This is a genomic window from Pseudomonas sp. S3E12, assembly GCF_001702295.1.
Lineage (GTDB): Bacteria > Pseudomonadota > Gammaproteobacteria > Pseudomonadales > Pseudomonadaceae > Aquipseudomonas > Aquipseudomonas marginalis.
Genome location: NZ_MBDT01000005.1, coordinates 833,123 through 854,955 on the forward strand (window position 1 = coordinate 833,123; position 21,833 = coordinate 854,955).

A 21,833-nucleotide genomic window follows, 5' to 3' on the forward strand; every position below is an offset into this window, starting at 1 on the left:
GCATTTTTTATGGCTTAAAGGCTGACGATAATGACATTGTTATTTCCGGAGTTGGCAACGTACGCCACCCCGCCATCAGAGCTGATAACAATTTCTTTTGGACGATCCAGCGGGTGGGTGGTGGTATTGATTTCTCCAGTGATGAGTCGGGTTGTCGTATCGATGATTTTTATCGAGTTGTCTGCATGCAGGCACATATAGGCTTTATCGCCGTTTGGTGCGAATGCTATTCCCCAAGGCTGGTGAAGGCTCTCGATCTTCTTGATAAGAGAGGGCGGGGTGGTCGTTGCTGAAAGTATATTAAGGGTGCCATTGGTAGGCGTCGAACCATAGGTTGTCACGTAGAGGACTTCTTCAGTAGGGCTGTAGGCAATACCTCTGGATTCTGTAGATCCATTGTGATAACTGCCTAAAAGCGTGCCGTTAGATTGATTGAACTCACTTACATAGTAACCCGTTGTGTAAACTCGACTGCCAGAACGGTTAGTTGTAATCGCATTTGCATAATAGTAGCTGCCGGAGAGATATCTCACGGATGTGTTAGTTGATGTTTCGATTTCTTGTGGGAAGGGGTAGTAATCATTGCCTACATATAGGCGTGAACCTGTAGGGTTCAGGCGCATTGCTGAACAAAAAGCATATCCACTAATGGTTTTGATTGTCTGGAAGTTATCAGTCTCAATGGCAAGCGTCGCCCAAGCCGTTTCAACGGTGACATACAAGGTTTGGCCGTTCGGATGAATGGCTATGCCGCGAGGTGCTGTTGCGAGCGAGATCGTGTGTGTCACTTTCCGTGTAGCGGTATCGATGACAGATACCGTCTTACTGCCAAAGTTGGCCACATAGAGTGTCGAATTGTCAGAACTCAGCGCAAGGTGGTTGGGTGTGTTGCCCACCGCGATTGCCCCTTCAACCACTCCCGATGCCTTCTTCACCCTGTACGCCGGCGAAAGTGTCAACGGCGTAGCCGAAGACTTGTAGCCGGTGCCATCCAGCGACACCAGCACCTGGGCTCTGAGCGTGTCACCTTCGTGCAGGCTTCGCAGGTAACTGGCCGGTATCGGTGCCCGGATGCGTTTGTCCGTGAACTCCTCGCTGCTGACCGGCACTGCGATCCGTAAGTCCAGATGACTGCTGCTGAACAGGTCGATCCAAACCGCCTGGCCCTGGCGCATGAACGGCCATCCTTGTACCAGCACGGTGTAGGACTTGCCGGTCTCCACCTGGTTGCCCACCGCTTCTGGAATGGTCACCAGGTCCAGTTCCTGCGGCGCCAATGCTTCGATTTTCAGCGTCAGGTCATCGGACTTGCTGGTCTTGCCGATTTCAATCAGGTTGTAAAACACCGTGCATTCCCCACCCAGGTACGCGCCGACAAAGTCGCTGGGCACGGTAAAGCTGGTGTAGTTTCCGCCGGGTTCGGGCCGCGCCGGTTTAATCGGGATATCCGGCGAGCCGACCCCCGGTTTGCCGATGATGTACACCTTGATATCCGCACTCGGTGGCAGCGTGTCAGTGATCACGCGGATGGTCACGATTTCTGGGCGCGGCGGCAGCACGTGCAGTGGGTTGAGCGTGGCGATATCGGTGCCTGTCACCGTGGCCTCGACGACTGTCGGTGCGCGCAGCAGCAGCCTGGAACCGACCCCCATGTTCACCGGCAGCGAGAAGCGCGTCAGTGTGTTATCGCGTTCGCGGGTGTAGTAGATGCGCATGCTCTGGCCCAGGTTGGGCGTAATGAAGCGGCGCTCAAGTGTGAAGGGCAGGTCGCGGCCGACCCAGAAACTCTGGATAGGGAAGCGTTTCGGTGGCTGGGTACCGCCGGGGGCAGTGCCTTCGCAGTGCAGGACGACGGTGTCGCCTACGTGGAAGTCGGGATTGCTCTTGACCAGGATCTGGGCATCGCCGAGTGACACGGCCGGGTCGAATTGATACAGCGGTGGGGGCGCTTCTTCTACCAGAGGTTCGGGCAACGAGGCGACCGGGCTGCCGACGTTGAACGTCGCATCCAGCGAGGTGCGGCTGCCCTCGGCGTTGGTTACCTTATAGAGGACCCGCAACGTGCCCCCTTCCAGTTTGGCGATGTCGCCGTTGGGGCCGTTGTTGAGTCGGAACAGGATAGCGCCGGTGCCCGCCGGCTTGTCGATTTCCCGGTAGTAGCGACTGCCATTGGCGTAGGTGCCGTCGAGGATCAGGGTAATCAGGTCGAACGGATCCCGACCGTCATACGCCAGCACTTCGACGTTGACAGCCAGCAGTTGTGGGTCGATCACATCCCCATTGGCTTCGATGACGATGGGCGCACGTAGGTCGGTTTCGATGGGCGTACCGATCACCTGCACGATGCTGCTTTCGGATGGCCGGTTCGGCACGCCGCTGCGCACGCGTTCGTAGGACAGCTGGAAGCGTCCTCCGATCAGCTTGCGCAAGTCTTCGTTAGGGCAAGGGATGATGACAAAGCTGGGAGCTGTCAGGGGCGGGGAATCATACGTGGTGATAATGAGGTTTCCGCTGACCGTACGACCCACGACGGTGGCTCGCACGATGTCACCGGCCATGAAGTTCGGAGACGGAGTGGATACAAAGATGCTCGCATTCGCGCCATTGAGTCCATCGTGGTTGAGCGTGCCCGCGGGTGCTTCCAGGACAAACGCCGCCGGCAGCAAGGGCTCGGCGCCATCGTTGAGACGGACATTGAGCAACTGGGGCGGCGACCATCCTTGAGAGGCGTTGCCCACTTCATCGATGACCTCGTATTCGCACACATGCGAACCGCTGCCGACTTGCTGCCAGAACCCGTAATAAAGTGTGACGGTGATATCGCCACGGCCAGCCGCCTGGGCGTCGGAGAGGGGCGGAATGGGTGCAAATGCCCCGCCAATGCTCAGGCGAATACGGTCGCGTGTTGCGCGGTAAGTGTTGGCGGGCTGGCCGTCATCGACCGGGTAGAATCTGAATGTAACAGGCACGCCGTGCTGTGCATCGGCATCGGTCACGCCGAAATCAACGATTGCCTGTGGAAATATCGGCATGGGCAGGTTTTCATTCTGCAGGGTGCTGGCAATCGGATTACGGCCAGCAGGCGGGACGGTATCGACCTTCAATCTTAACCGAGTGGTTTCTTCGGAGCCCCCTCCAGTGAACGTGGCTCTCATGAACACCGGGGTGACCGTGCCGTCGGTCAGACGTGAACGACGGATATAGAGCGGAATTGCCCGGCCTTTTGCGACATCATCACTGGTCACGTTGTAGATAGCGGCCGGCACGACCGTGTCAACGCAAAACAACTCGATGAAATCGCCATCAGCCATATCCAGGTAAGGCAAGAGGATGCATCCCAGGCCCGCCTCACGGTGCACTTCCAGTGCCGCTTTGTTGATGCCGCCATCAAAGCCTTGAACACCGGATGTCAGCCCCGGAATGTAAAGGGGCAGGCTGGAAAACGGCACTCTGGCGAAGTCTGCCGGGGTCAGCACGTCTTGAGTTGACTGGGGGGGAGCGAAGTATTGGGGGAGCAGGCGTTGGGGGGCGGACAGGTCCACATCCAGCTCGTCTTCATCGTCGGCATTCGGAGGTGCTGGAGTCACGGCAGGAAGGTGGGTGGATTGCAGATCGGTACTAAGATCAATATCAAGACTCATGATAGCTAATCCTTTGTCATGCACGAGGGATACGACTGGAATGTCGATTGCGCATTCGTCGTTTCAGCAACTTAGCGCCGTCCCAGGCAGCGTGGATAGCTGTGAGAAATGACAGTGCCGACCAATGGTCAGTGGCCCGGAACGGGCCTTTGAAACAGGAGGGTTATGGCTGCCGGTTCCAGTGCCGGAAGAGTGGCTCCGCCAGGAACAGCACAAACAACAAGCGCATCACCTGCATCGCCGTCACCAACGGCACTGACAGTTGCAGGGTCTCGGCCGTGAGGCTCATCTCGGCAATCCCGCCGGGCATCATGCCCAGGGTCAGCGAGCGCAAATCCAGATGGGTGAGGGCGCTCAAGCCCACTGCCGCCAACGTTGCCAGCGCCATGGTCAAGGCCGTGCCGATCAAGGTGCGGCCCATGAACGACGGCGCTCGACGGAAGAACTGCCGATTGAAGTGACAGCCCAACCCGCTGCCGATCAACCACTGGCCGATCTGGCTGCCGCCGTCGGGCAGGCCGATATGCAGGTCCCACACCACGCTGGCCGTCGCACTGACCAGCAATGGGCCGAACAACCACGGGTTAGGCTGGCGCAAGCGCTGCCAGCCCCAGGCCACCAGTGCGCCGAGTGGAAACAGCAGCGCCAGCCACGCCCAACTGACAGGCGCCGGATGAAACTGCGGCGCACCGCCGCCCAGCAAATATTTGAAGATCGCCGGCACACACAGCACCACCACCAGCACGCGCAGACTTTGCCCAGCCGCGACACGGCTGAGTACCGCGCCATTGCGCGAGCCGAGGTTGACCATCTCCCCGGAACCGCCCGGCATGCTCGAGAAAAACGCGGTGGCGCGGTCTTCACCACTGCGGCGCATCAACCACACGCCCACCACGCTCGACAGGCTGGTGACCAGCGCTCCGAAGAAAATCAGGCCGAAGTGGCTCATCACCTGTTCGATCACCACCGGGGTGAAGTGCAGGCCGATGCCGATGCCCACCACCCATTGGCCGCATTTGCGCCCGCCGGGAATCTCCGCCAACTGCCACGGCGTGAGGCAACGCACGAGGATGATCGCCAGTAAGGAACCGACCATGTACGGCAAAGGCCAGCCGACCAGGCTGGCCAGGTAACCGCCGGCCAGGCCGACCAGCGGTGTTCCCCACCAATGTTTAAAGGTGACCTCAGACATCGGCCGCGGCACGACGCTGCAGGGCACGTTTGCGGTAGATGCGCACCAGCGGGAAGGCCAGCATCAACGCGGTCAGTACCCACACACCGAAGGTGATCGGGCTTGACCAGAGAATCTGCAGGTCACCGTTGGAAATCGACAGCGCGCGGCGCAGGTTCTGCTCCATCAGGCCGCCGAGGATAAAGCCCAGCAGCACCGGCGACAGCGGGAAGTCCAGCTTGCGCAGGATGTAGCCGAAGATGCCGATGCCGACCATCAGGAACAGGTCGAAGGTGGTGGCGTGCACCGCGTACACACCGATCGCGGTGATGATCGCGATCACCGGCACCAGCGCCCAGTTCGGCACGGCGAGGATGCGCGTGAAGATGCGGATCATCGGGATGTTGAGGATCACCAGCATGATGTTGGCGATAAACAACGAGGCGATCAGCCCCCAGACGATGTCCGGTTGCTGTTGGAACAGCAGCGGGCCGGGGGTGATGTTGTACAGCGACAGGGCGCCGATCATCACGGCGGTGGTGCCCGAGCCGGGAACGCCGAGGGTCAGCATCGGCACCAGGGCACCGCAGGCGGACGCACCGATGGCGGTTTCCGGTGCCGCCAGGCCGCGCATGTCGCCCTGGCCGAATTTGCCGCTGGCACCGGCCAGGCGTTTCTCGGTCATGTAGGCCACGGCCGAGGCCAGGGTCGCGCCCGCGCCGGGCAGCACGCCCATGATGAAACCGAGCAGGCCACAGCGAATGTTCACCACGAACACCGAACCTGCTTCCTTCAGGTTGAACATCATCCGCCCGGTAGCCTTTACTGCTTCCTGGCCTCGGTGGGTTTTTTCCAGCAGCAACAGGATCTCGCTGATGGAGAACAAGCCCAGCACCAACACCACAAACTGGATGCCGTCGGTGAGGTGGATGTTATCGCCGGTAAACCGGTACACGCCGCTGTTGGCGTCGATGCCCACGGCGGAAAGGAACAGGCCGATCAGCGCCGCCACGAAGGTCTTCAGCGGTTTGTCACCGGCCATGCCGCCCAGGCAGACAATCGCGAACACCATCAGCACGAAGTATTCCGCCGGGCCGAAGGCAATCGCCCATTTGGCCAGCAGCGGCGCGAACAGTACCATGCCGCAGGTGGCGATAAACGCGCCGATGAACGAACTCCACGCGGACAACGACAGCGCCACGCCGGCCAGGCCTTTGCGGGCCATCGGGTAGCCGTCGAGGGTGGTCATCACGGTGGAGGCTTCGCCCGGGATGTTCAGCAGGATCGAGCTGATACGGCCGCCGTATTCGCAGCCCAGGTACACGGCCGCCAGCAGGATCAGCGCCGATTCCGGCGGCAGGCCCAGGGCGAACGCGATGGGGATCAACAGCGCCACGCCGTTGATCGGGCCCAGGCCCGGCAACAGGCCGACCACGGTGCCGATCAGGGTGCCGCACAGGGCAGTCACCAGGTTGTAGGGGGACAGTGCAACGCCGAAGCCCTGGCCCAAATAGCCGAAAGTATCCATATCAGTTCTCCAGAACGTCGAGCAGGCCGAGGGGCAGCGGAACATCCATGGCCTTATCGAACAGCAGATAAAGACCGATGGCCATCAGGCTGACGATCACCACGCTGGGCACCCAGCGGCCGCCATACAGGCGCGCCATGGGGATGCCGATCAGCATGCTGCTGAGGATGAAGCCCAGGGGCTCGAAGGTGCCGGCAAATACGATCAACAGCGCCACGCAGATGCCGATCTTGACCAGGGTCTGGCGGTCCAGCGCCGGTTCTTCTTCGGTGTGCTTGGTGGGTTGCGGGCGGAACAGCATGTAGATCAGCGCCAGGCTCATCAGCCCGAGCATCAGCAATGGGTAGGCGCGGGGCCCTACGGGTTCGTAGGAAAACGACGCCTGGTAGGGCCAGGCCATCAAGGCCAGGATGGCGCAGGCCAGCAACAGTACGGCGGCGAAAATGCGTTGTAAGAGCATGTTGAACTCCTGGGCCATGCCTGGGGTTTGCCAGGCATGGCCGCGCGACAGAGGTGCGATTACTGGATCAGGCCGAACTCTTTGGCCAGCACTTTGTAGTCAGCCACCTGTTTCTTCACGTAGGTGTCCAGCTCCGGGCCGGTCATGGCGAACGGGAACAGTTCGCGCTGGTCACGCAGCTTGGCGAACTCGTCGGAGGCCAGCAGTTTGTCGAAGGCCTCCTTCCACCAGGCGTAGTCGGCATCGCTGACTTTTGGCCCGAGGTAGAAACCACGCACCACCGGCCAGACGATGTCGTAGCCTTGCTCTTTGGCGGTCGGAATATTCTTCATTTCCGGCTCGTCCAGGCGCTCCTCGGAGAACACCGCCAGCAGGCGCATGTCACCGCTGAGGATGTGCGGCATGGAGTCGGAGATGTCGGTACTGCCGACCTGGATATGTCCGCCGAGCAGGGCGGTGGCGATTTCACCGCCGCCTTCGAGCGCCACATAGCGCAGCTCGCGCGGGTTGATCCCGGCGGCCTTGGCGATCAGGGCGGTTTGCATCCAGTCCTGGCTGCCGACGGTGCCGCCGGAACCGATCACCACGCTGCCCGGATCTTTCTTCAGGGCTTTAACCAGGTCGTCGAGGGTCTTGTAGGGCGAATCGGCTTTCACCGCGATGGCACCGTAGCTGGTACCCACGGCGGCCAGCCAGCGTACGGCGCTCTCATCGAAGCGCCCGAACTTGCCCTGGGCCAGGTTCAGCAGCGAACCGCTGGACCAGGCCACGAGCGTACCGCCGTCCGCAGGACGCTGGGCCACCACGGCGTTGTAGGCCACCGCGCCCACGCCACCCGGCATGTAGGTCACGCGCATTGGTTTGCTCAGCAGTTTCTCGTTGACCAGCGCGCTTTGCGCCAGTTTGCAGGTCAGGTCAAAACCACCGCCGGGGGAGGCCGGGGCGATGCATTCCGGGCGCTTGGGTTCGTCGGCGGCCAACAGTTGGCCGGCGAACAGCATGCAGCCGGCGGCGAGGGCCAATTTACGCAATGAAGGGGTCATGGTGATCTCCGTCTTTGTTGTTATGAGTGGCTTACCAGAGCGCAACGCTGTAGCTGACCAGCAGGCGCATTTCATCCGCATCACGGGCTGAATAGTTGGAACGGTAGGTGGCATTGCGCAGGCGCACGGCGACATCCTTGAATGTGCCGCTTTGCACCACGTACTTGATCTCGCTGTTGCGCTCCCATTCCTTGCCGGTGTCGCCGTTCCTGAGCTTGATATTGTCACCCGAGAGGTAACGGCTCATGAAACTCAGGCCGGGAATGCCCAGCTTGGCGAAGTCATAGTCGTAGCGCGCCTGCCAGGATCGCTCTTCGGCGCCGGCAAAGTCGTTGATCTGCACGAAGTTGACCAGGTACGGGTCGCTGCCATCCACGTACGGAAAGGCGCTGTCGCCGGACATATGCTGGTAGCCGGCGCTAAGCTTATGGCCATTGAGGGCATAGCTGAACAGGCCGTTGAGAGAGGTGTTGTCGATCTTGCCGCCACGGGCTGCACCTGCGTCATCGCTGATCGCCAGGCGCAGGTCGGTGGCGAAGGTGCCGGGGCCCATCGGGCGTGCGGCGACCAGGCCGAGGAAGTGCTGGCGGTACACGTCGTCGAGTTGGGCGAAGTGGTAGCTGCCGGTGATCTTGTCGGCGAACTTGTAGTCGACCCCGCCGAAGTTGAAATGCTTGCCGGTGGCACCGCTGAGGAAGCGGCTGTTCTTGTTGTTGAGGGCGATGTCCTCGTAGTTGCTGTCGTCGCGGTCCTTGGCCTTGTCGAGACGGCCGCCGGTGAAGACCAGGTTCTTGAATTCCTTGGAGGTGACCAGGCCACCGTTGAAGGTCTGCGGCAGGATGCGCCCGTCATTGGGCTTGAGGATCGGCAGTTCAGGCATCAGCGAGCCGATCTTGAGCTCGGTGGCGGAAATCTTCACTTTGCCGGTCAGGCCCAGCTTGGAGTACTCGTTGGCGGCGCGGCCATCGTCGTGGGTGGGCAGCAGGCCGGTGCCGGTGCGGTCGGGGCTGGAGTCGAGCTTGACGCCGAGCATGCCCAGCGCATCCACGCCAAAGCCGACGGTGCCGTCTGTGTAGCCCGATTGCAGGTTGAGCATGAAGCCCTGGGCCCACTCGTCGCGCTTGGATTGCTGGGCGCTGGTGCCGTCGCGAAAGTCGCGGTTGAAGTACATGTTGCGGGTTTCCAGGGTCGCGCTGCTGTCTTCGAAGAAGGCAGCCTGGCCAAGCGGCGAAAAGCCGGCAAGGGCAGCGGCACTGGCAAGGGCGGTGTGGCTCAGGCGGGAAATACGAACAGGCGGGCAAGCCTGTGGCTGTGTCGACAGCATCGTGGTGCACTCCGTTATTGTTCTTATTTTGGCGAAAACGCTTCGAGGCGTTTTTCGGGCGCGACCCATCAGGTCGCTCGGCAGGCATGACCTACCGTGGCTGGATGCTAAAGGGCGAAGCTTTCACTAACCTTTCAGCTGCCTTTCAATGTTTTCAGGCTTCACAGGGCAGTCGGCGCCTGTAAACTGCCGGGCAAAGCGTGGCGCCGACCACGTCCGAATAAGGTAGAAATCCATGCGTGTCCTTCTGGTTGAAGACCATCTGCAACTCGCCGAAAGCGTCGCCCAAGCGCTCAAGAGCACAGGTTTGACCGTTGACGTATTGCATGACGGCGTGGCCGCCGACCTGGCCTTGGGCAGTGAGGATTACGCGGTGGCCATCCTCGATGTGGGCCTGCCGCGCATGGACGGTTTCGAGGTGCTGGCGCGCTTGCGGGCGCGTGGGAAAAACCTGCCGGTGCTGATGTTGACCGCGCGCAGCGATGTGAAGGACCGCGTGCATGGCCTGAACCTGGGCGCCGATGACTACCTGGCCAAACCGTTCGAACTGACCGAGCTGGAAGCCCGGGTCAAGGCGCTGCTGCGCCGCAGCGTATTGGGCGGCGAGCGCCAGCAGGCCTGCGGGGTGCTGGTCTATGACCTCGACACCCGACGTTTCACGGTGGGCGGCGAGTTGATGACGTTGACCTCCCGCGAGCAAGCCGTGCTTGAAGCGCTGATTGCCCGCCCAGGCCGGGTGATGAGCAAGGAGCAACTGGCTTCCCAGGTGTTCGGCCTGGACGAAGAGGCCAGCCCCGACGCCATCGAAATCTACGTGCACCGCCTGCGCAAGAAGCTCGATGGCCAACCCATCGCCATCGTGACGTTTCGCGGTCTCGGCTACCTGCTGGAAGCCCGCGATGCATAAGCCCAGCAGCCTGCGCTGGCGCCTGCTGTGGAACCTGGCGCTGCTGCTGGTGCTGTTGATGCTCGCCAGTGGCATGAGTGCCTACTGGAACGGTCGCGAAGCGGCCGACACCGCCTATGACCGCACGCTGCTGGCCTCGGCGCGTACCATCGCCGCCGGCCTGACCCAGGTGGACGGCACCCTCAGCGCCAACGTGCCCTATGTCGCCCTGGACACCTTTGCCTACGACAGCGCCGGGCGCATCTATTACCAGGTCAATGACATTGATCAGAAGCTGATTTCCGGCTACGAAAACCTCCCCGGCCCGCCCCCCGGCACACCGCGCACCGACGACTACCCGGCGCTGGCGCGCTTCTACAATGCCAAGTACCAGGGCCAGGAAGTGCGGGTGGTCAGCCTGCTCAAGGCGGTCTCCGAACCGAACATGAACGGCATGGCGGAAATCCGCGTGGCCGAAACCGATGAGGCACGGGTGAGCATGGCCCGCAGCCTGATGGCCGACACCTTGCTGCGCCTGGGCATGCTCGCCATTGGCGCCTTGTTGCTGGTGTGGTTTGCCGTCAGCGCCGCCTTGCGCCCGCTGGAGCGCCTGCGCACGGCGGTGGAAGAGCGCCAGCCCGACGACTTGCGGCCGTTGCCGTTGGTGGAAGTGCAGCATGAGTTCGGCCCGCTGGTGCGTTCCCTCAACCATTTCACCGAACGCCTGCGCGGCCAGTTCGAGCGTCAGGCGCAGTTTATTGCCGATGCATCCCATGAGCTGCGTACCCCCTTGGCAGCGCTCAAGGCGCGCTTGGAACTGGGCCTGCGCGCCGAAGATCCCGCAACCTGGCGCAGTACCCTGGAAACCGCCGCCCAAGGCACCGATCGGTTGACCCACCTGGCCAATCAGTTGCTGTCCCTGGCGCGCATCGAAAACGGTGCCCGGGCGATTGCCGAAGGCGGCGCGCAGCTGCTGGACCTCAGCCAATTGGCCCGTGAACTGGGCATGGCCATGGCGCCGCTGGCCCATGCGCGTGGCGTGGCACTGGCGCTGGAGGCGGATGAACCGGTGTGGTTGCGTGGCGAGCCGACGCTGCTCAACGAGCTGTTGAGCAACCTGGTGGACAACGCCCTGGCGCACACGCCACCGGGCGGCAACGTGATCCTGCGGGTGACGGCGCCGGCGGTACTGGAGGTGGAAGATGATGGCCCGGGTATTCCGCAGGATGAGCGCGACCGGGTGTTCGAGCGCTTCTACCGCCGTAGCCAGCAAGGTATGGGCTCAGGCCTGGGGTTGGCGATTGTGGGCGAAATCTGTCGTGCACATCTGGCCCAGATCAGCCTGCATGACGGCGAGCACGCGGGGTTGAAGGTGCGGGTGAGTTTTATCGCCGGTTGATCAATCGAACATGGCGCGCGCTTCATCCAGCTCTGCGCGCAGTTTTTCGCTGTAGGGGTCAACCCGCAGTTTTTTCATCGCAGGCACGCTGGAGACGTCCACCTTGGCCAGGGGGTGGTCGGTGCCGTGATGGCAATACAGCATGGCAATCTGCACCAGGTCGATGTAGTCGAGGCAGGCTGAATCCCGTTCCAGGTTCAGGTACTGGCCCGGCAGTTTCGCCAGCATTTCCGGGAAGTCCCAGCCACTCAGCAACTTGTCGCCCAGCACCGGGTGGATGCTGTCGATCACGTGGTTGAGGCTGACCGGGTCTGACAGCAGTTCGTAGTGGTCCTCGGCATAGGTCAGGATCGGCAGCACGCCGATCTGATGCACCAGTCCGCCCAGCGCTGCCTGGTCCGGCTTGAGCTGGCTGTGGTTGCGGCACAGGGCGTAGCTGACGCCCGCCACTTCCAGGCTGCGGCGCCACACATCGCGCATTTTCTGTTCGACCACTTCGGAACGGGCGTGGAAGATCTGTTCCATCACCAGGCCGATGGCCAGGTTGCTGCTGTAGTTGGTGCCCAGCCGGGTGATGGCGGTGTGCAGGTCGGTGACTTCCTGGGTAGCGCGCAACAGTGGGCTGTTGACCACTTTAATCAGGCGCGCCGACAACGCAGTGTCGCGGCCGATCACTTTGCTCAAGTGGCTGATGCTGATTTCCGGGTCTTCGGCGGCCTGACGGATGTTCAGGGCCACTTCCGGCAATGTCGGCAGAACCAGGTCATCGTTGTCGATGGCCTTAACCAACGCCTGTTGGACTTTTTCCGCCAGTTTGTTCATTCATGCTCTCTAGGGTGTTGCAGGAAAATACGGCGACTAACGCTGGATCTCACGATCACGGTCAAGGCTGTAAGGCAGGTCAAGCAGTTGCAAACCGGGGCCTTCCAGTGTGCCTAGGTGCACATCGCCACTATCGGCAGCTTCGGCTTGCAATACCGCCAGAAGTTCAATCACCTGGTCAGCTTTTGCTGCAATCACCACTTCGCCGATGGAGCTGTTGTGGCTGGGGGAAAACAACGGGGTGCCTGGCTCGGGCATTTGCGCCGCGTTCAGGCTCAAGCGGTACAGGCGACGCTTCAGTTTGCCCAGGTACTGCATGCGCGCGACGATTTCCTGGCCGGTGTAGCAGCCTTTCTTGAAGCTGACGCCGCCCACGGCCTGCAGGTTGAGCATCTGCGGGATGAACAGTTCGCGGGTCTGGGGCATGACCTGGCCGATACCGGCGCGGATCTGGCCCAGTAGCCAGTGATTCAAGTCGGTTTGTGTCAACTGTGCGGCCAATTGGCTGCGCACGCCGTCGGCTTGCTCGGCCGGTACCCAGAGTTCGGCGCGGGCGGGAGACACGCGGACGGCGATCAGGTGTTCGGTACGGGCAACGCTGTCCGTTTCGGTGGGCAGCTCAAGGCCAAGGCCGGTCAGCGCCTGATCGCCATCGATCACACCGAAACGCACCCAGGCGGCGCTTTCGTCGGTGAGCTTGGACTTGGAGAACACCGCATATTTCTTCAGGTCCGCCAGTTGCGGTTCGAGCAGTTCGCTGGCCATGGCCAGGAGTACGCCGTCGCCCTGCAACAGGATGCGGAAGCTCGACTGCATGCGGCCTTTTTGCGTGCAGCGCGCACCGAGGCTGGCCTGGGTGTCGCTCAGGTAATTGAGGTTGCAGGTGAGTTGTCCCTGCAGGAACTTGGCAGCGTCGGAGCCGCGGACGGCGAGAACGCCTTCGTGGGACAGGGGGCAGAAGAAAGCAGAGTCAGCCATGGGTCATCGCAGGTCAAAAAGTCATGGGTGCATCATAGAGGGGCGCCCGGCAAATGGATAGTTTCCGTAGGGGGCGACCAAAGCCGACTGTTCCGGTGCCGTCGGGCCTGTATACTTGCGCTCTATTTGAGGAGCGCTCCATGGTCGAAGATGTAGAAATCAATCGTCTCTACTGGCACAGCCGTCGTGGCATGCTTGAGCTTGATGTGTTGCTGGTGCCTTTTACCAAAGAGGTGTATGCGACGCTCAATAAGGAAGATCGCGATCTCTACGTCAGGCTGCTGACTTGCGAAGATCAGGACATGTTCGGCTGGTTCATGGAGCGGGCCGAATCCGAAGATCCTGAACTGCAGCGCATGGTCCGGATGATCCTGGATCGTGTCCAGCCCAAGTAATCGTTTTGAATGCCGCTGGCAGGCCTCACGGCTGCTGCTGGCGGCGTATCTCCTTGCCCTGCTGTTCGCGCTGGGTGCGCTGATGGTCCTCGACTCTCCCTTTGCTGTCCTCGGCGTGCTGGCGTGCCTGGCCCAGGCTGCCTGGGTATTGCCGCGTTATGTCCTGCTGACTCACCGTTCGTCGATTCGTGGCCTGCGACGGGATGAAGAGGGCTGGCAATTATTCAGCGGTGAGCGCGGCTGGCATCGCGTGCAGCTGCGCCCCGACAGTCTGGCGCTGCCGCTGATTGTGGTGTTGCGCTATCGCGTGCCGGGGGAATGGCGGGTGCGCTCGGTCTGCGTGCCGACGGATTCGCAGGCCGCCGATGTGCACCGGCGCCTGCGGGTTCGCTTGAAGTTCAGCCGCCGTAGGTGGTTGGCACCAGAATAGTGTCGCGGGCGTCGGGCAGCATCTGCGGGTAGTCGAGGGTGTAGTGCAGGCCCCGGCTTTCCTTGCGTTCCATGGCCGAACGGATCATCAGCTCCGCGACTTGGGCCAGGTTGCGCAGTTCGATCAGGTCACGGCTGACCTTATAGTTGCTGTAGAACTCATCAATCTCATCCAGCAGCAATCGCACCCGGTGCTGTGCCCGTTGCAGGCGCTTGTTGGTGCGCACGATCCCCACGTAGTCCCACATGAAGCGCCGCAGCTCGTCCCAGTTGTGGGCGATGATCACGTCTTCGTCCGAGTCGGTAACCTGGCTGGCATCCCAGCGGGGCAGGGCGGCCGGCACCGGGATGCGCGGCAGTTGTTCGAGAATGTCGGCTGCGGCCGAGCGGGCGTAGACGAAGCATTCGAGCAGCGAGTTGCTGGCCATGCGGTTGGCACCGTGCAGGCCGGTGAAGCTGGTTTCGCCAATCGCGTACAGGCCGGGGACATCGGTACGCCCATGCTGGTCGACCATCACGCCGCCGCAGGTGTAGTGCGCCGCCGGCACCACCGGGATCGGGCCTTTGGTGATGTCGATGTTGAACGCCAGGCAGCGCTCGTAGACGGTCGGGAAGTGGGTCTTGATGAACGCTTCGGGCTTGTGGCTGATGTCCAGGTAGACGCAGTCGATGCCCAGGCGCTTCATTTCATGGTCGATGGCGCGGGCGACAATATCCCGTGGGGCTAGCTCGGCGCGCGGGTCGAAACGCTGCATGAAGCGCTCACCGTTCGGCAGCTTGAGGTGTGCACCTTCGCCACGCAGGGCTTCGGTGATCAGGAAACTCTTGGCCTGAGGGTGATACAGGCAGGTGGGGTGGAACTGGTTGAATTCCAGGTTGGCCACCCGGCAGCCTGAGCGCCATGCCATGGCAATGCCGTCGCCGCAGGCGCCGTCGGGGTTGCTGGTATAGAGGTAGACCTTGGCGGCGCCGCCGGAGGCGAGGATGGTGAAGCGCGCACCATAAGTATCCACTTCGCCGCTGGCGCGGTTGAGCACATAGGCGCCGAGGCAGCGTTCGCCCGGAAGGCCCAGGCGCTTTTCGGTGATCAGGTCGACAGCGACGCGTTGTTCCAGCAGTTCGATGTTGGGGCGTTGGCGGGCTTGGTCGAGCAAGGTCTTGAAGATCGCGGCACCGGTGGCATCGGCGGCGTGGATGATACGGCGATGGCTGTGGCCGCCTTCGCGGGTCAGATGGAACTCGAAGCCGCCGTCATCGCTGCCTGCATGTTCATCGCGGGTGAAGGGCACGCCCTGGTCGATCAGCCATTGGATCGCCTCGCGGCTATGCTCGACGGTGAAGCGCACCGCGTCTTCGTTGCACAGGCCGCCGCCGGCGTTGAGGGTGTCTTCAACGTGGGATTGCACCGTATCGGTGTCGTCCAGCACCGCGGCGACACCGCCCTGGGCCCAGAATGTCGAACCGTTGGCCAGGTCGCCTTTGCTCAGGACGGCAATGCGCAGGTGGCTGGGAAGGGTCAGCGCAAGGCTCAAGCCGGCCGCGCCGCTGCCGATCACCAGGACATCGTGTTGAAACTGTTGGCTCATTTGAAGGATTCCGCAAAAAGCGATCCACAGGGCTGGCGCAAACAGGACGCCTGGATCGGCGAATCAAAGGGTCACACGGGCCACTAGTATATAGAGGGGGGGAGCGGCACAATAGCCGGGCATTCGTGGCAATGTGAGATTACGGTGCACGGCTCGGGTAAAATCGGCAGGTTATTGAGGTGGGAACTTTTTGCATAAGCCTCGACTCAATAGCAGGTTGCCCGAAAGCTGGGAAACGTTGAGTTTATTGGCCCGTCGGGAGCATTGGACGCGTCAGAAAACCGACGACAAGATTATTCGCGCAGCCGGCGTTGCCCGCGCTGCGTTTTTCGTGTGTGCCAAATCAGTGCATGCCGGAAACTTGCTTGAAGGGGGAGAACTTTTGCGAAAAGTCCGAGTCTATGTTTGCAAGCCTGATCGTTTAGTTATGCAAGCCTCCTTCAAGTACAACGAGGAGTGTTCATGCTAACCCAGGAAGAGGATCAGCAGCTGGTCGAACGCGTTCAACGCGGTGACAAGCGAGCATTTGATCTGCTAGTGCTGAAATACCAGCACAAAATTCTCGGGTTGATCGTGCGGTTTGTGCACGACACCCATGAAGCGCAGGACGTTGCACAGGAAGCCTTTATCAAGGCGTACCGTGCACTGGGCAATTTCCGCGGTGATAGTGCGTTTTACACGTGGCTCTACCGCATCGCCATCAATACGGCGAAGAACTATCTGGTGTCTCGCGGACGCCGCCCACCGGATAGTGATGTAAGTTCAGAAGATGCAGAATTTTACGATGGTGATCACGGCCTCAAAGATCTCGAGTCGCCGGAGCGTGCATTGCTGCGCGATGAGATCGAAGGCACCGTTCATCGCACAATTCAGCAACTGCCAGAAGATTTGCGTACGGCGTTAACTTTACGTGAATTCGATGGTCTGAGTTACGAAGACATTGCGAGCGTCATGCAGTGTCCGGTGGGGACTGTAAGGTCACGGATTTTCCGGGCCCGGGAAGCCATCGATAAAGCCTTGCAACCGTTGTTGCAGGAAAACTAAAGACAGCGGCGACAGCCAAGAGAGGAACCGCCATGAGTCGTGATGCCCTGCAGGAATCGCTGTCCGCAGTGATGGATAACGAAGCGGATGAACTGGAACTTCGTCGAGTGCTCAACGCATTTGATGATGCCGAAACCCGTGATACCTGGTCTCGTTACCAAGTCGCTCGGGCGGTGATGCACAAGGATCTTCTAATCCCTCGTCTGGATATTGCTGCGGCCGTTTCTGCCGCGCTGGCTGATGAAGCCGTTCCGGCAAAAGCTGCTCGTGGCCCTTGGCGCAGCCTGGGTCGCCTGGCAGTGGCTGCCTCGGTGACTGTTGCAGTGTTGGCCGGTGTGCGCCTGTACAACCAGGACGAAATCGCCGGTGCCGAACTGGCCCAGCAGACTCAGCAACCGGTCATGGCCGGTCCGCAAGTCAAAGGCCCAGCGGTATTGGCCGGCTACAAGGAAAGCTCCGACACCACCGGCCCTATGGCCAACGGTGTGCTGCAAGGGCAATCCGGCTGGCAGGACCAGCGTCTTCCAGGCTACCTGCGCCAACACGCACAGGAATCCGCCTTGAAAGGCACTGAAAGCGCTCTGCCATACGCTCGCGCTGCAAGCCTGGAAAACCGCTGATCCGTTAAGGAGCCCTATGCGCGCCATACCGCTCCTTACGTTATTGCTCAGTGGTTGGTTTGCACTCCCCGCCCATGCCGATGAAGCCCAAGACTGGCTGACTCGACTTGGGCGTGCTGAGCAGCAGCAAAGTTTTCAAGGTACGTTTGTCTACGAACGTAATGGCAGTTTTTCTACCCACGACATCTGGCATCGTGTCCAGAATGGCCAAGTCCGTGAGCGGCTCTTGCAGCTTGATGGTTCTGCCCAGGAAGTCGTTCGGGTAGATGGTCGCACTCAGTGCGTCAGCGGCACTCTTGTCGCCGGCCTGGGCAATTCGCGTGATGCGCCCTCGCGCGCCCTCGATCCGCAAAGACTCAATCAATTCTACGAACTGGCCGTTATCGGAAAATCTCGCGTGGCCGGTCGTAATGCAGTGATTGTGTCGATTACACCCCGAGATCAATACCGCTACGGTTTTGAGCTGCACCTTGATCGTGAAACTGCGCTGCCGCTCAAATCCTTGTTGCTGAATGATCAAGGACAGTTGCTGGAGCGCTTTCAGTTCACTCGATTGGACACCTCCACCACACCCAATGATCGCGACTTGCAGCCCAGCGGCGAATGCACTTCCATCGCCGTCGGCGATACCAAGGCATCGGCCGTAGAGGCCACCGAGGCGTGGCACTTGGAGTGGTTGCCGCCAGGCTTTCAGCTGACCAATAGCAGCGCCCGCAAGGATCCCCATACCAAGGCCACGGTCGACAGCCTGATGTATGAAGATGGACTGGCGCGCTTCTCGGTGTTTCTCGAACCGATCAGCGATGTGAGCGTGACCGAGACTCGCACCCAATTAGGCCCCACGGTTGCTGTATCTCGTCGCTTGAATACGGTGGATGGCGAAATGATGGTGACTGTGGTCGGCGAAATACCTATTGGCACCGCCGAACGCATCGCACTGTCGGTGCGCGGTGAAAAAAAGGCCACCCCCAAGCCGTGAGTCGTTAATCCTATGTTCATCCAGATCTTTCACAGTACGCCCATGCCAGGTTGGCTGCCGAGAGCATGAAATGTCTGGATCAGCATTTTCACTTGCAAAAATCTCCCATGTTTTTTATAGGTCAGGGCTTGTTGGCCCTGGCCTTGTTTTGTTCGCGGAACAAAGATGTCGTTCGCAGTTTTCGGCGTTTCTTGAACCCTGTCGCTCAACCCTGCTCGTCGTAACGGGAGCTGTATGTCGATACCACGTTTGAAGTCTTACCTATCCATAGTCGCCACGGTATTGGTGCTGGGTCAGGCCGTGCCCGCGCAAGCGGTCGAGTTGCCTGACTTCACCCAATTGGTTGAGCAAGCCTCGCCTGCCGTGGTGAACATCAGTACCACTCAGAAACTGCCGGATCGCAAAGTCTCCAACCAGCAGATGCCTGACCTGGAAGGCCTGCCGCCGATGCTGCGCGAGTTCTTCGAGCGTGGCATGCCACAACCGCGTGCGCCCCGTGGTGGCGGTGGTGGCCAGCGTGAAGCGCAGTCCCTGGGGTCGGGCTTCATCATTTCGCCAGATGGCTACATCCTTACCAATAACCATGTGATTGCCGACGCCGACGAGATCCTCGTGCGCCTGGCCGATCGCAGTGAGCTGAAAGCCAAATTGGTCGGCACCGATCCGCGTTCCGACGTGGCCTTGCTGAAGATCGAAGGCAAGGACCTGCCGGTGCTGAAGCTGGGCAAGTCCCAGGACCTGAAGGCGGGGCAGTGGGTGGTAGCCATCGGCTCGCCGTTTGGTTTTGACCATACCGTTACCCAGGGTATCGTCAGTGCCATTGGTCGCAGCCTGCCGAACGAGAACTATGTGCCGTTCATCCAGACCGACGTGCCGATCAACCCAGGCAACTCCGGTGGCCCGTTGTTCAACCTGGCGGGCGAAGTGGTGGGGATCAACTCGCAGATCTACACCCGTTCCGGTGGCTTCATGGGGGTTTCGTTCGCCATTCCTATCGACGTGGCCATGGATGTTTCCAATCAGCTGAAAAGCGGTGGCAAGGTCAGCCGTGGCTGGTTGGGCGTGGTCATCCAGGAAGTGAACAAGGACCTGGCTGAATCCTTCGGCCTCGACAAGCCGGCGGGCGCCCTGGTCGCGCAAATCCAGGACGACGGCCCGGCTGCCAAAGGCGGTCTGCAAGTCGGCGACGTGATTCTGAGCATGAACGGTCAACCGATCATTATGTCGGCCGACCTGCCGCACCTGGTTGGCGCACTCAAGGCCGGCAGCAAGGCCAAGCTGGAAGTGATTCGTGATGGCAAGCGCCAGAATGTCGAGCTGACCGTGGGTGCGATCCCTGAAGAGGGCGCGACCCTGGATGCCCTGGGTAATACCAAGCCGGGCGCCGAGCGCAGCAGCAATCGCCTGGGCATTGCCGTGGCCGAGCTGACTGACGAGCAGAAGAAAGCCTTCGATCTCAAGAGCGGCGTGGTGATCAAGGAAGTGCAGGACGGCCCGGCAGCCTTGATCGGCCTGCAGCCTGGCGACGTGATCACTCATCTGAACAATCAGGCGATTGAGACTACCAAGCAGTTCACCGACATCGCCAAGGCGTTGCCGAAGAACCGCTCGGTATCGATGCGCGTGCTTCGTCAGGGGCGTGCCAGCTTCATTACCTTCAAGCTGGCCGAGTAACCCACCCGGCCAATAAAAAGCCCCGCCTTCGTGTTACGAGGGCGGGGCTTTTTTGTGGGCGACGGGTCTAGCCCATCATGCCTTTAACCAGGCGTTCCTGTTCGATCAACTCACGCTGACGTGCATCGATACGTGACGACAACGGGAAATTGCTGCCGGCGCGACGTTTGGCAAAGTCCAACTGCTGAATCGCCTGCTGGAAGTCGCCCACCAAAGCAAAGTATTCGGCGCGAGCCTGATGCAGGCCGATGATATTGCCCGACAAGCCACGGGTCTCGGCGACCTGGTACCACACATCCGGATCGTCCGGGCGCGACTTGAGCAAGCCATCCAGGGCCTTTTCCGCATCGGCGGTGCGATTCTGTTTAAGCAACAGATCTACCCGAATCTGATTCAGCGGGTAGTTGCCGGGGTATTGGGTCAGCATCCGATCCGTGCGTTGCTGGGCATCGGGCAGGTGGTTGTTGTCGATGTCCAACTGGATCTGCGCCAGGTTGTAGGTGATGTCATTGGGCGCCTTGGCCAGCAAGGGTTGCAGGCTTTCCCGTGCCTGTTTGAACTGGGAGGCCTTGATCTGGGCGATGGCCAGGCCATAGCGCGCCACGTCGTTTTTAGGATTTTCGTCCAGTTGCGCCTGGAAGCGCTTGGCGGCGAGTCCGGAGGTGTCTTCGTATTGCAGTTGTACCCGCGCGCGAATCAGCTGGTAGCGCAGGCTGTCTTCCTTGCCGCCGGCCTTGGCCTGTTCCGCGCGGTTGCGGGTGTCGGCGATACGCGATTCGGTCACCGGGTGAGTCAGCAGGAATTCCGGCGGCTTGGCGTCGAAGCGATACTGACGCATCAGACGTTCGAACATGGTTGGCATGGAGCGCGGGTCGTAGCCGGCTTTCTCCAGGTTGACGATGCCGATACGGTCCGCTTCCTGTTCATTCTGGCGAGAAAATCGTCGTTGTTCCTGGATGGCCGCGGCCTGTGTGCCGGCGATTGCAGCGATCCCGGCATCCCCGGCACCGGCGGCGGCCGCAATGATGCCGCCGAGGAGGGCGGCCATCATCGGGATCTGCATGCGCTGCTGCGCCTCGACACCACGGGCGAAGTGACGCTGGGACAAGTGAGCCAGTTCGTGGGCCAGCACCGACGCGTATTCCCCTTCGGTCTGGGCATTGAGAAACAGGCCGCCGTTCACGCCGACGATACCGCCGGGTGCGGCAAAGGCGTTCAGCTGCGGGCTGTTGATCAGGATGAATTCCAGGCGCCGGTCATTCACCTGGCTGGTTTCCACCAGCTTGTACACGCTGGTTTCGACGTAATCCTTGAGCTGCGGGTCGTTCAGCTGCGAGACCTGGCCCCGTAGGTAGGCCAGCCAGGCGCGGCCCAGCTGATATTCCTGTTGTGGCGAGACAATGGCAGAACTGGCGTCGCCAAGTGACGGCAGGTCGTCAGCGAAGCCTGGGGAGGCCAGCAGGCAAGCCAGCGTCAGCAGGGTGGGGCGCAAAAAAGTCATGCACAGAGCCTTTCGACAAAGAGCTTACTGTAGCCGGACACTGAGCTTCGGACCAGATATTCTAAGCACCCCGAATGCGTGCCCGGAGTAAAACCATGACCGACGCTGTAGCCTTTGATGCCGAACTCGATGCCAGCGGCCTCAATTGCCCGTTGCCTCTGCTCAAGGCCAAGCTGGAACTCAATCGATTGGCCAGTGGCGCTGTGCTCAAGGTGATCGCCACCGACGCAGGTTCCCAGCGTGATTTCCGCACCTTCGCCAAACTGGCCGGCCATACCCTGCTGCATGAAGAAGACGCCGCCGGTGTGTACCGTTACTGGTTGCGCAAGGCCTGAACCGTTTGCCCCTACCAC

20 protein-coding genes are annotated in these 21,833 nt (G+C 60.8%); 9 read left to right on the forward strand and 11 right to left on the reverse strand.

Features of this window, described 5'->3' with window-relative positions:
- Nucleotides 1-14: 14 nt before the first annotated feature.
- From BB029_RS08640 to BB029_RS08665, 6 genes are all read right to left on the reverse strand, one after another.
- A complete protein-coding gene (locus tag BB029_RS08640) occupies nucleotides 15-3,641 on the reverse strand; it encodes a YncE family protein (RefSeq protein WP_083236354.1) in 3,627 nt (1,208 codons plus the stop codon).
- A 163-nt stretch (nucleotides 3,642-3,804) separates the two neighbouring features.
- Nucleotides 3,805-4,833, reverse strand: coding sequence for an AbrB family transcriptional regulator (locus BB029_RS08645; protein ID WP_065938882.1), 1,029 nt, complete (start codon nucleotides 4,831-4,833; stop codon nucleotides 3,805-3,807).
- A complete protein-coding gene (locus tag BB029_RS08650) occupies nucleotides 4,826-6,340 on the reverse strand; it encodes a tripartite tricarboxylate transporter permease (RefSeq protein ID WP_065938883.1) in 1,515 nt (504 codons plus the stop codon). Before BB029_RS08650 ends, BB029_RS08645 begins: the two co-directional genes overlap by 8 nt.
- Before the next feature lies 1 nt (nucleotide 6,341).
- Nucleotides 6,342-6,800 (reverse strand): tripartite tricarboxylate transporter TctB family protein, encoded by a 459-nt coding sequence (locus tag BB029_RS08655; protein ID WP_065938884.1) that lies wholly within the window; start codon nucleotides 6,798-6,800, stop codon nucleotides 6,342-6,344.
- Between the two features lie 59 nt (nucleotides 6,801-6,859).
- On the reverse strand, nucleotides 6,860-7,843 hold the full coding sequence (locus tag BB029_RS08660) for a tripartite tricarboxylate transporter substrate binding protein (protein ID WP_027604327.1): 984 nt from the start codon (nucleotides 7,841-7,843) through the stop codon (nucleotides 6,860-6,862).
- A gap of 31 nt (nucleotides 7,844-7,874) precedes the next feature.
- Entirely contained in the window at nucleotides 7,875-9,167 is a 1,293-nt protein-coding gene (locus BB029_RS08665) for an OprD family porin (protein WP_065938885.1), read from the reverse strand.
- Between the two features lie 235 nt (nucleotides 9,168-9,402).
- On the opposite strand from BB029_RS08665, the gene BB029_RS08670 reads away from it, so the two are divergent.
- Both BB029_RS08670 and BB029_RS08675 read left to right on the forward strand, forming a co-directional pair.
- Nucleotides 9,403-10,074 (forward strand): response regulator, encoded by a 672-nt coding sequence (locus BB029_RS08670; RefSeq protein ID WP_065938886.1) that lies wholly within the window; start codon nucleotides 9,403-9,405, stop codon nucleotides 10,072-10,074.
- Nucleotides 10,067-11,452 carry a sensor histidine kinase gene (locus BB029_RS08675; RefSeq protein ID WP_027604324.1) on the forward strand — a complete coding sequence of 462 codons (1,386 nt, stop codon included), beginning with the start codon at nucleotides 10,067-10,069 and terminating at the stop codon, nucleotides 11,450-11,452. Before BB029_RS08670 ends, BB029_RS08675 begins: the two co-directional genes overlap by 8 nt.
- On the opposite strand, the gene BB029_RS08680 is transcribed toward BB029_RS08675, so the two are convergent.
- Together BB029_RS08680 and BB029_RS08685 are read right to left on the reverse strand one after the other, a co-directional pair.
- Nucleotides 11,453-12,274 (reverse strand): HDOD domain-containing protein, encoded by an 822-nt coding sequence (locus BB029_RS08680; protein ID WP_065938887.1) that lies wholly within the window; start codon nucleotides 12,272-12,274, stop codon nucleotides 11,453-11,455. It abuts the gene before it with no gap.
- 36 nt (nucleotides 12,275-12,310) lie between these two features.
- Nucleotides 12,311-13,252, reverse strand: a complete 942-nt coding sequence (locus tag BB029_RS08685; protein ID WP_065938888.1) for a folate-binding protein YgfZ — start codon at nucleotides 13,250-13,252, stop codon at nucleotides 12,311-12,313.
- Nucleotides 13,253-13,392: 140 nt separating this feature from the next.
- On the opposite strand from BB029_RS08685, the gene BB029_RS08690 reads away from it, so the two are divergent.
- Entirely contained in the window at nucleotides 13,393-13,647 is a 255-nt protein-coding gene (locus tag BB029_RS08690) for a succinate dehydrogenase assembly factor 2 (protein WP_027604321.1), read from the forward strand.
- Entirely contained in the window at nucleotides 13,631-14,077 is a 447-nt protein-coding gene (locus BB029_RS08695) for a protein YgfX (RefSeq protein ID WP_065938889.1), read from the forward strand. The genes BB029_RS08690 and BB029_RS08695 overlap by 17 nt, the downstream gene beginning before the upstream one ends.
- Here the strand turns inward: BB029_RS08695 and nadB are convergent.
- Nucleotides 14,046-15,662: an L-aspartate oxidase gene (gene nadB, locus BB029_RS08700; protein WP_065938890.1), complete on the reverse strand. Its 1,617-nt coding sequence runs from the start codon at nucleotides 15,660-15,662 to the stop codon at nucleotides 14,046-14,048. The genes BB029_RS08695 and nadB overlap by 32 nt on opposite strands.
- Nucleotides 15,663-16,124: 462 nt before the next feature.
- Here nadB and rpoE point away from each other — a divergent pair, with 462 nt between their 5' ends.
- From rpoE to BB029_RS31910, 3 genes are read left to right on the forward strand one after another with little or no spacing between them, the layout of a single operon-like run.
- Nucleotides 16,125-16,706 (forward strand): RNA polymerase sigma factor RpoE, encoded by a 582-nt coding sequence (gene rpoE, locus BB029_RS08705; protein WP_003172477.1) that lies wholly within the window; start codon nucleotides 16,125-16,127, stop codon nucleotides 16,704-16,706.
- Between the two features lie 32 nt (nucleotides 16,707-16,738).
- Nucleotides 16,739-17,326, forward strand: coding sequence for a sigma-E factor negative regulatory protein (locus tag BB029_RS08710; protein ID WP_003172479.1), 588 nt, complete (start codon nucleotides 16,739-16,741; stop codon nucleotides 17,324-17,326).
- 16 nt (nucleotides 17,327-17,342) lie between these two features.
- Nucleotides 17,343-18,305, forward strand: coding sequence for a MucB/RseB C-terminal domain-containing protein (locus tag BB029_RS31910; protein ID WP_083236355.1), 963 nt, complete (start codon nucleotides 17,343-17,345; stop codon nucleotides 18,303-18,305).
- A gap of 29 nt (nucleotides 18,306-18,334) precedes the next feature.
- On the opposite strand, the gene BB029_RS32785 is transcribed toward BB029_RS31910, so the two are convergent.
- Nucleotides 18,335-18,514 (reverse strand): hypothetical protein, encoded by a 180-nt coding sequence (locus BB029_RS32785; protein WP_133822131.1) that lies wholly within the window; start codon nucleotides 18,512-18,514, stop codon nucleotides 18,335-18,337.
- Between the two features lie 25 nt (nucleotides 18,515-18,539).
- Between BB029_RS32785 and BB029_RS08725 the strand changes: the two genes are divergently transcribed.
- Nucleotides 18,540-19,979: a DegQ family serine endoprotease gene (locus BB029_RS08725; RefSeq protein WP_065938892.1), complete on the forward strand. Its 1,440-nt coding sequence runs from the start codon at nucleotides 18,540-18,542 to the stop codon at nucleotides 19,977-19,979.
- Nucleotides 19,980-20,046: 67 nt separating this feature from the next.
- Here the strand turns inward: BB029_RS08725 and BB029_RS08730 are convergent, their stop codons facing one another.
- Nucleotides 20,047-21,480 (reverse strand): M48 family metalloprotease, encoded by a 1,434-nt coding sequence (locus tag BB029_RS08730; RefSeq protein ID WP_027604315.1) that lies wholly within the window; start codon nucleotides 21,478-21,480, stop codon nucleotides 20,047-20,049.
- Between the two features lie 95 nt (nucleotides 21,481-21,575).
- Between BB029_RS08730 and BB029_RS08735 the strand changes: the two genes are divergently transcribed.
- Nucleotides 21,576-21,815 (forward strand): sulfurtransferase TusA family protein, encoded by a 240-nt coding sequence (locus BB029_RS08735; protein WP_010212198.1) that lies wholly within the window; start codon nucleotides 21,576-21,578, stop codon nucleotides 21,813-21,815.
- Nucleotides 21,816-21,833 lie beyond the last annotated feature (18 nt).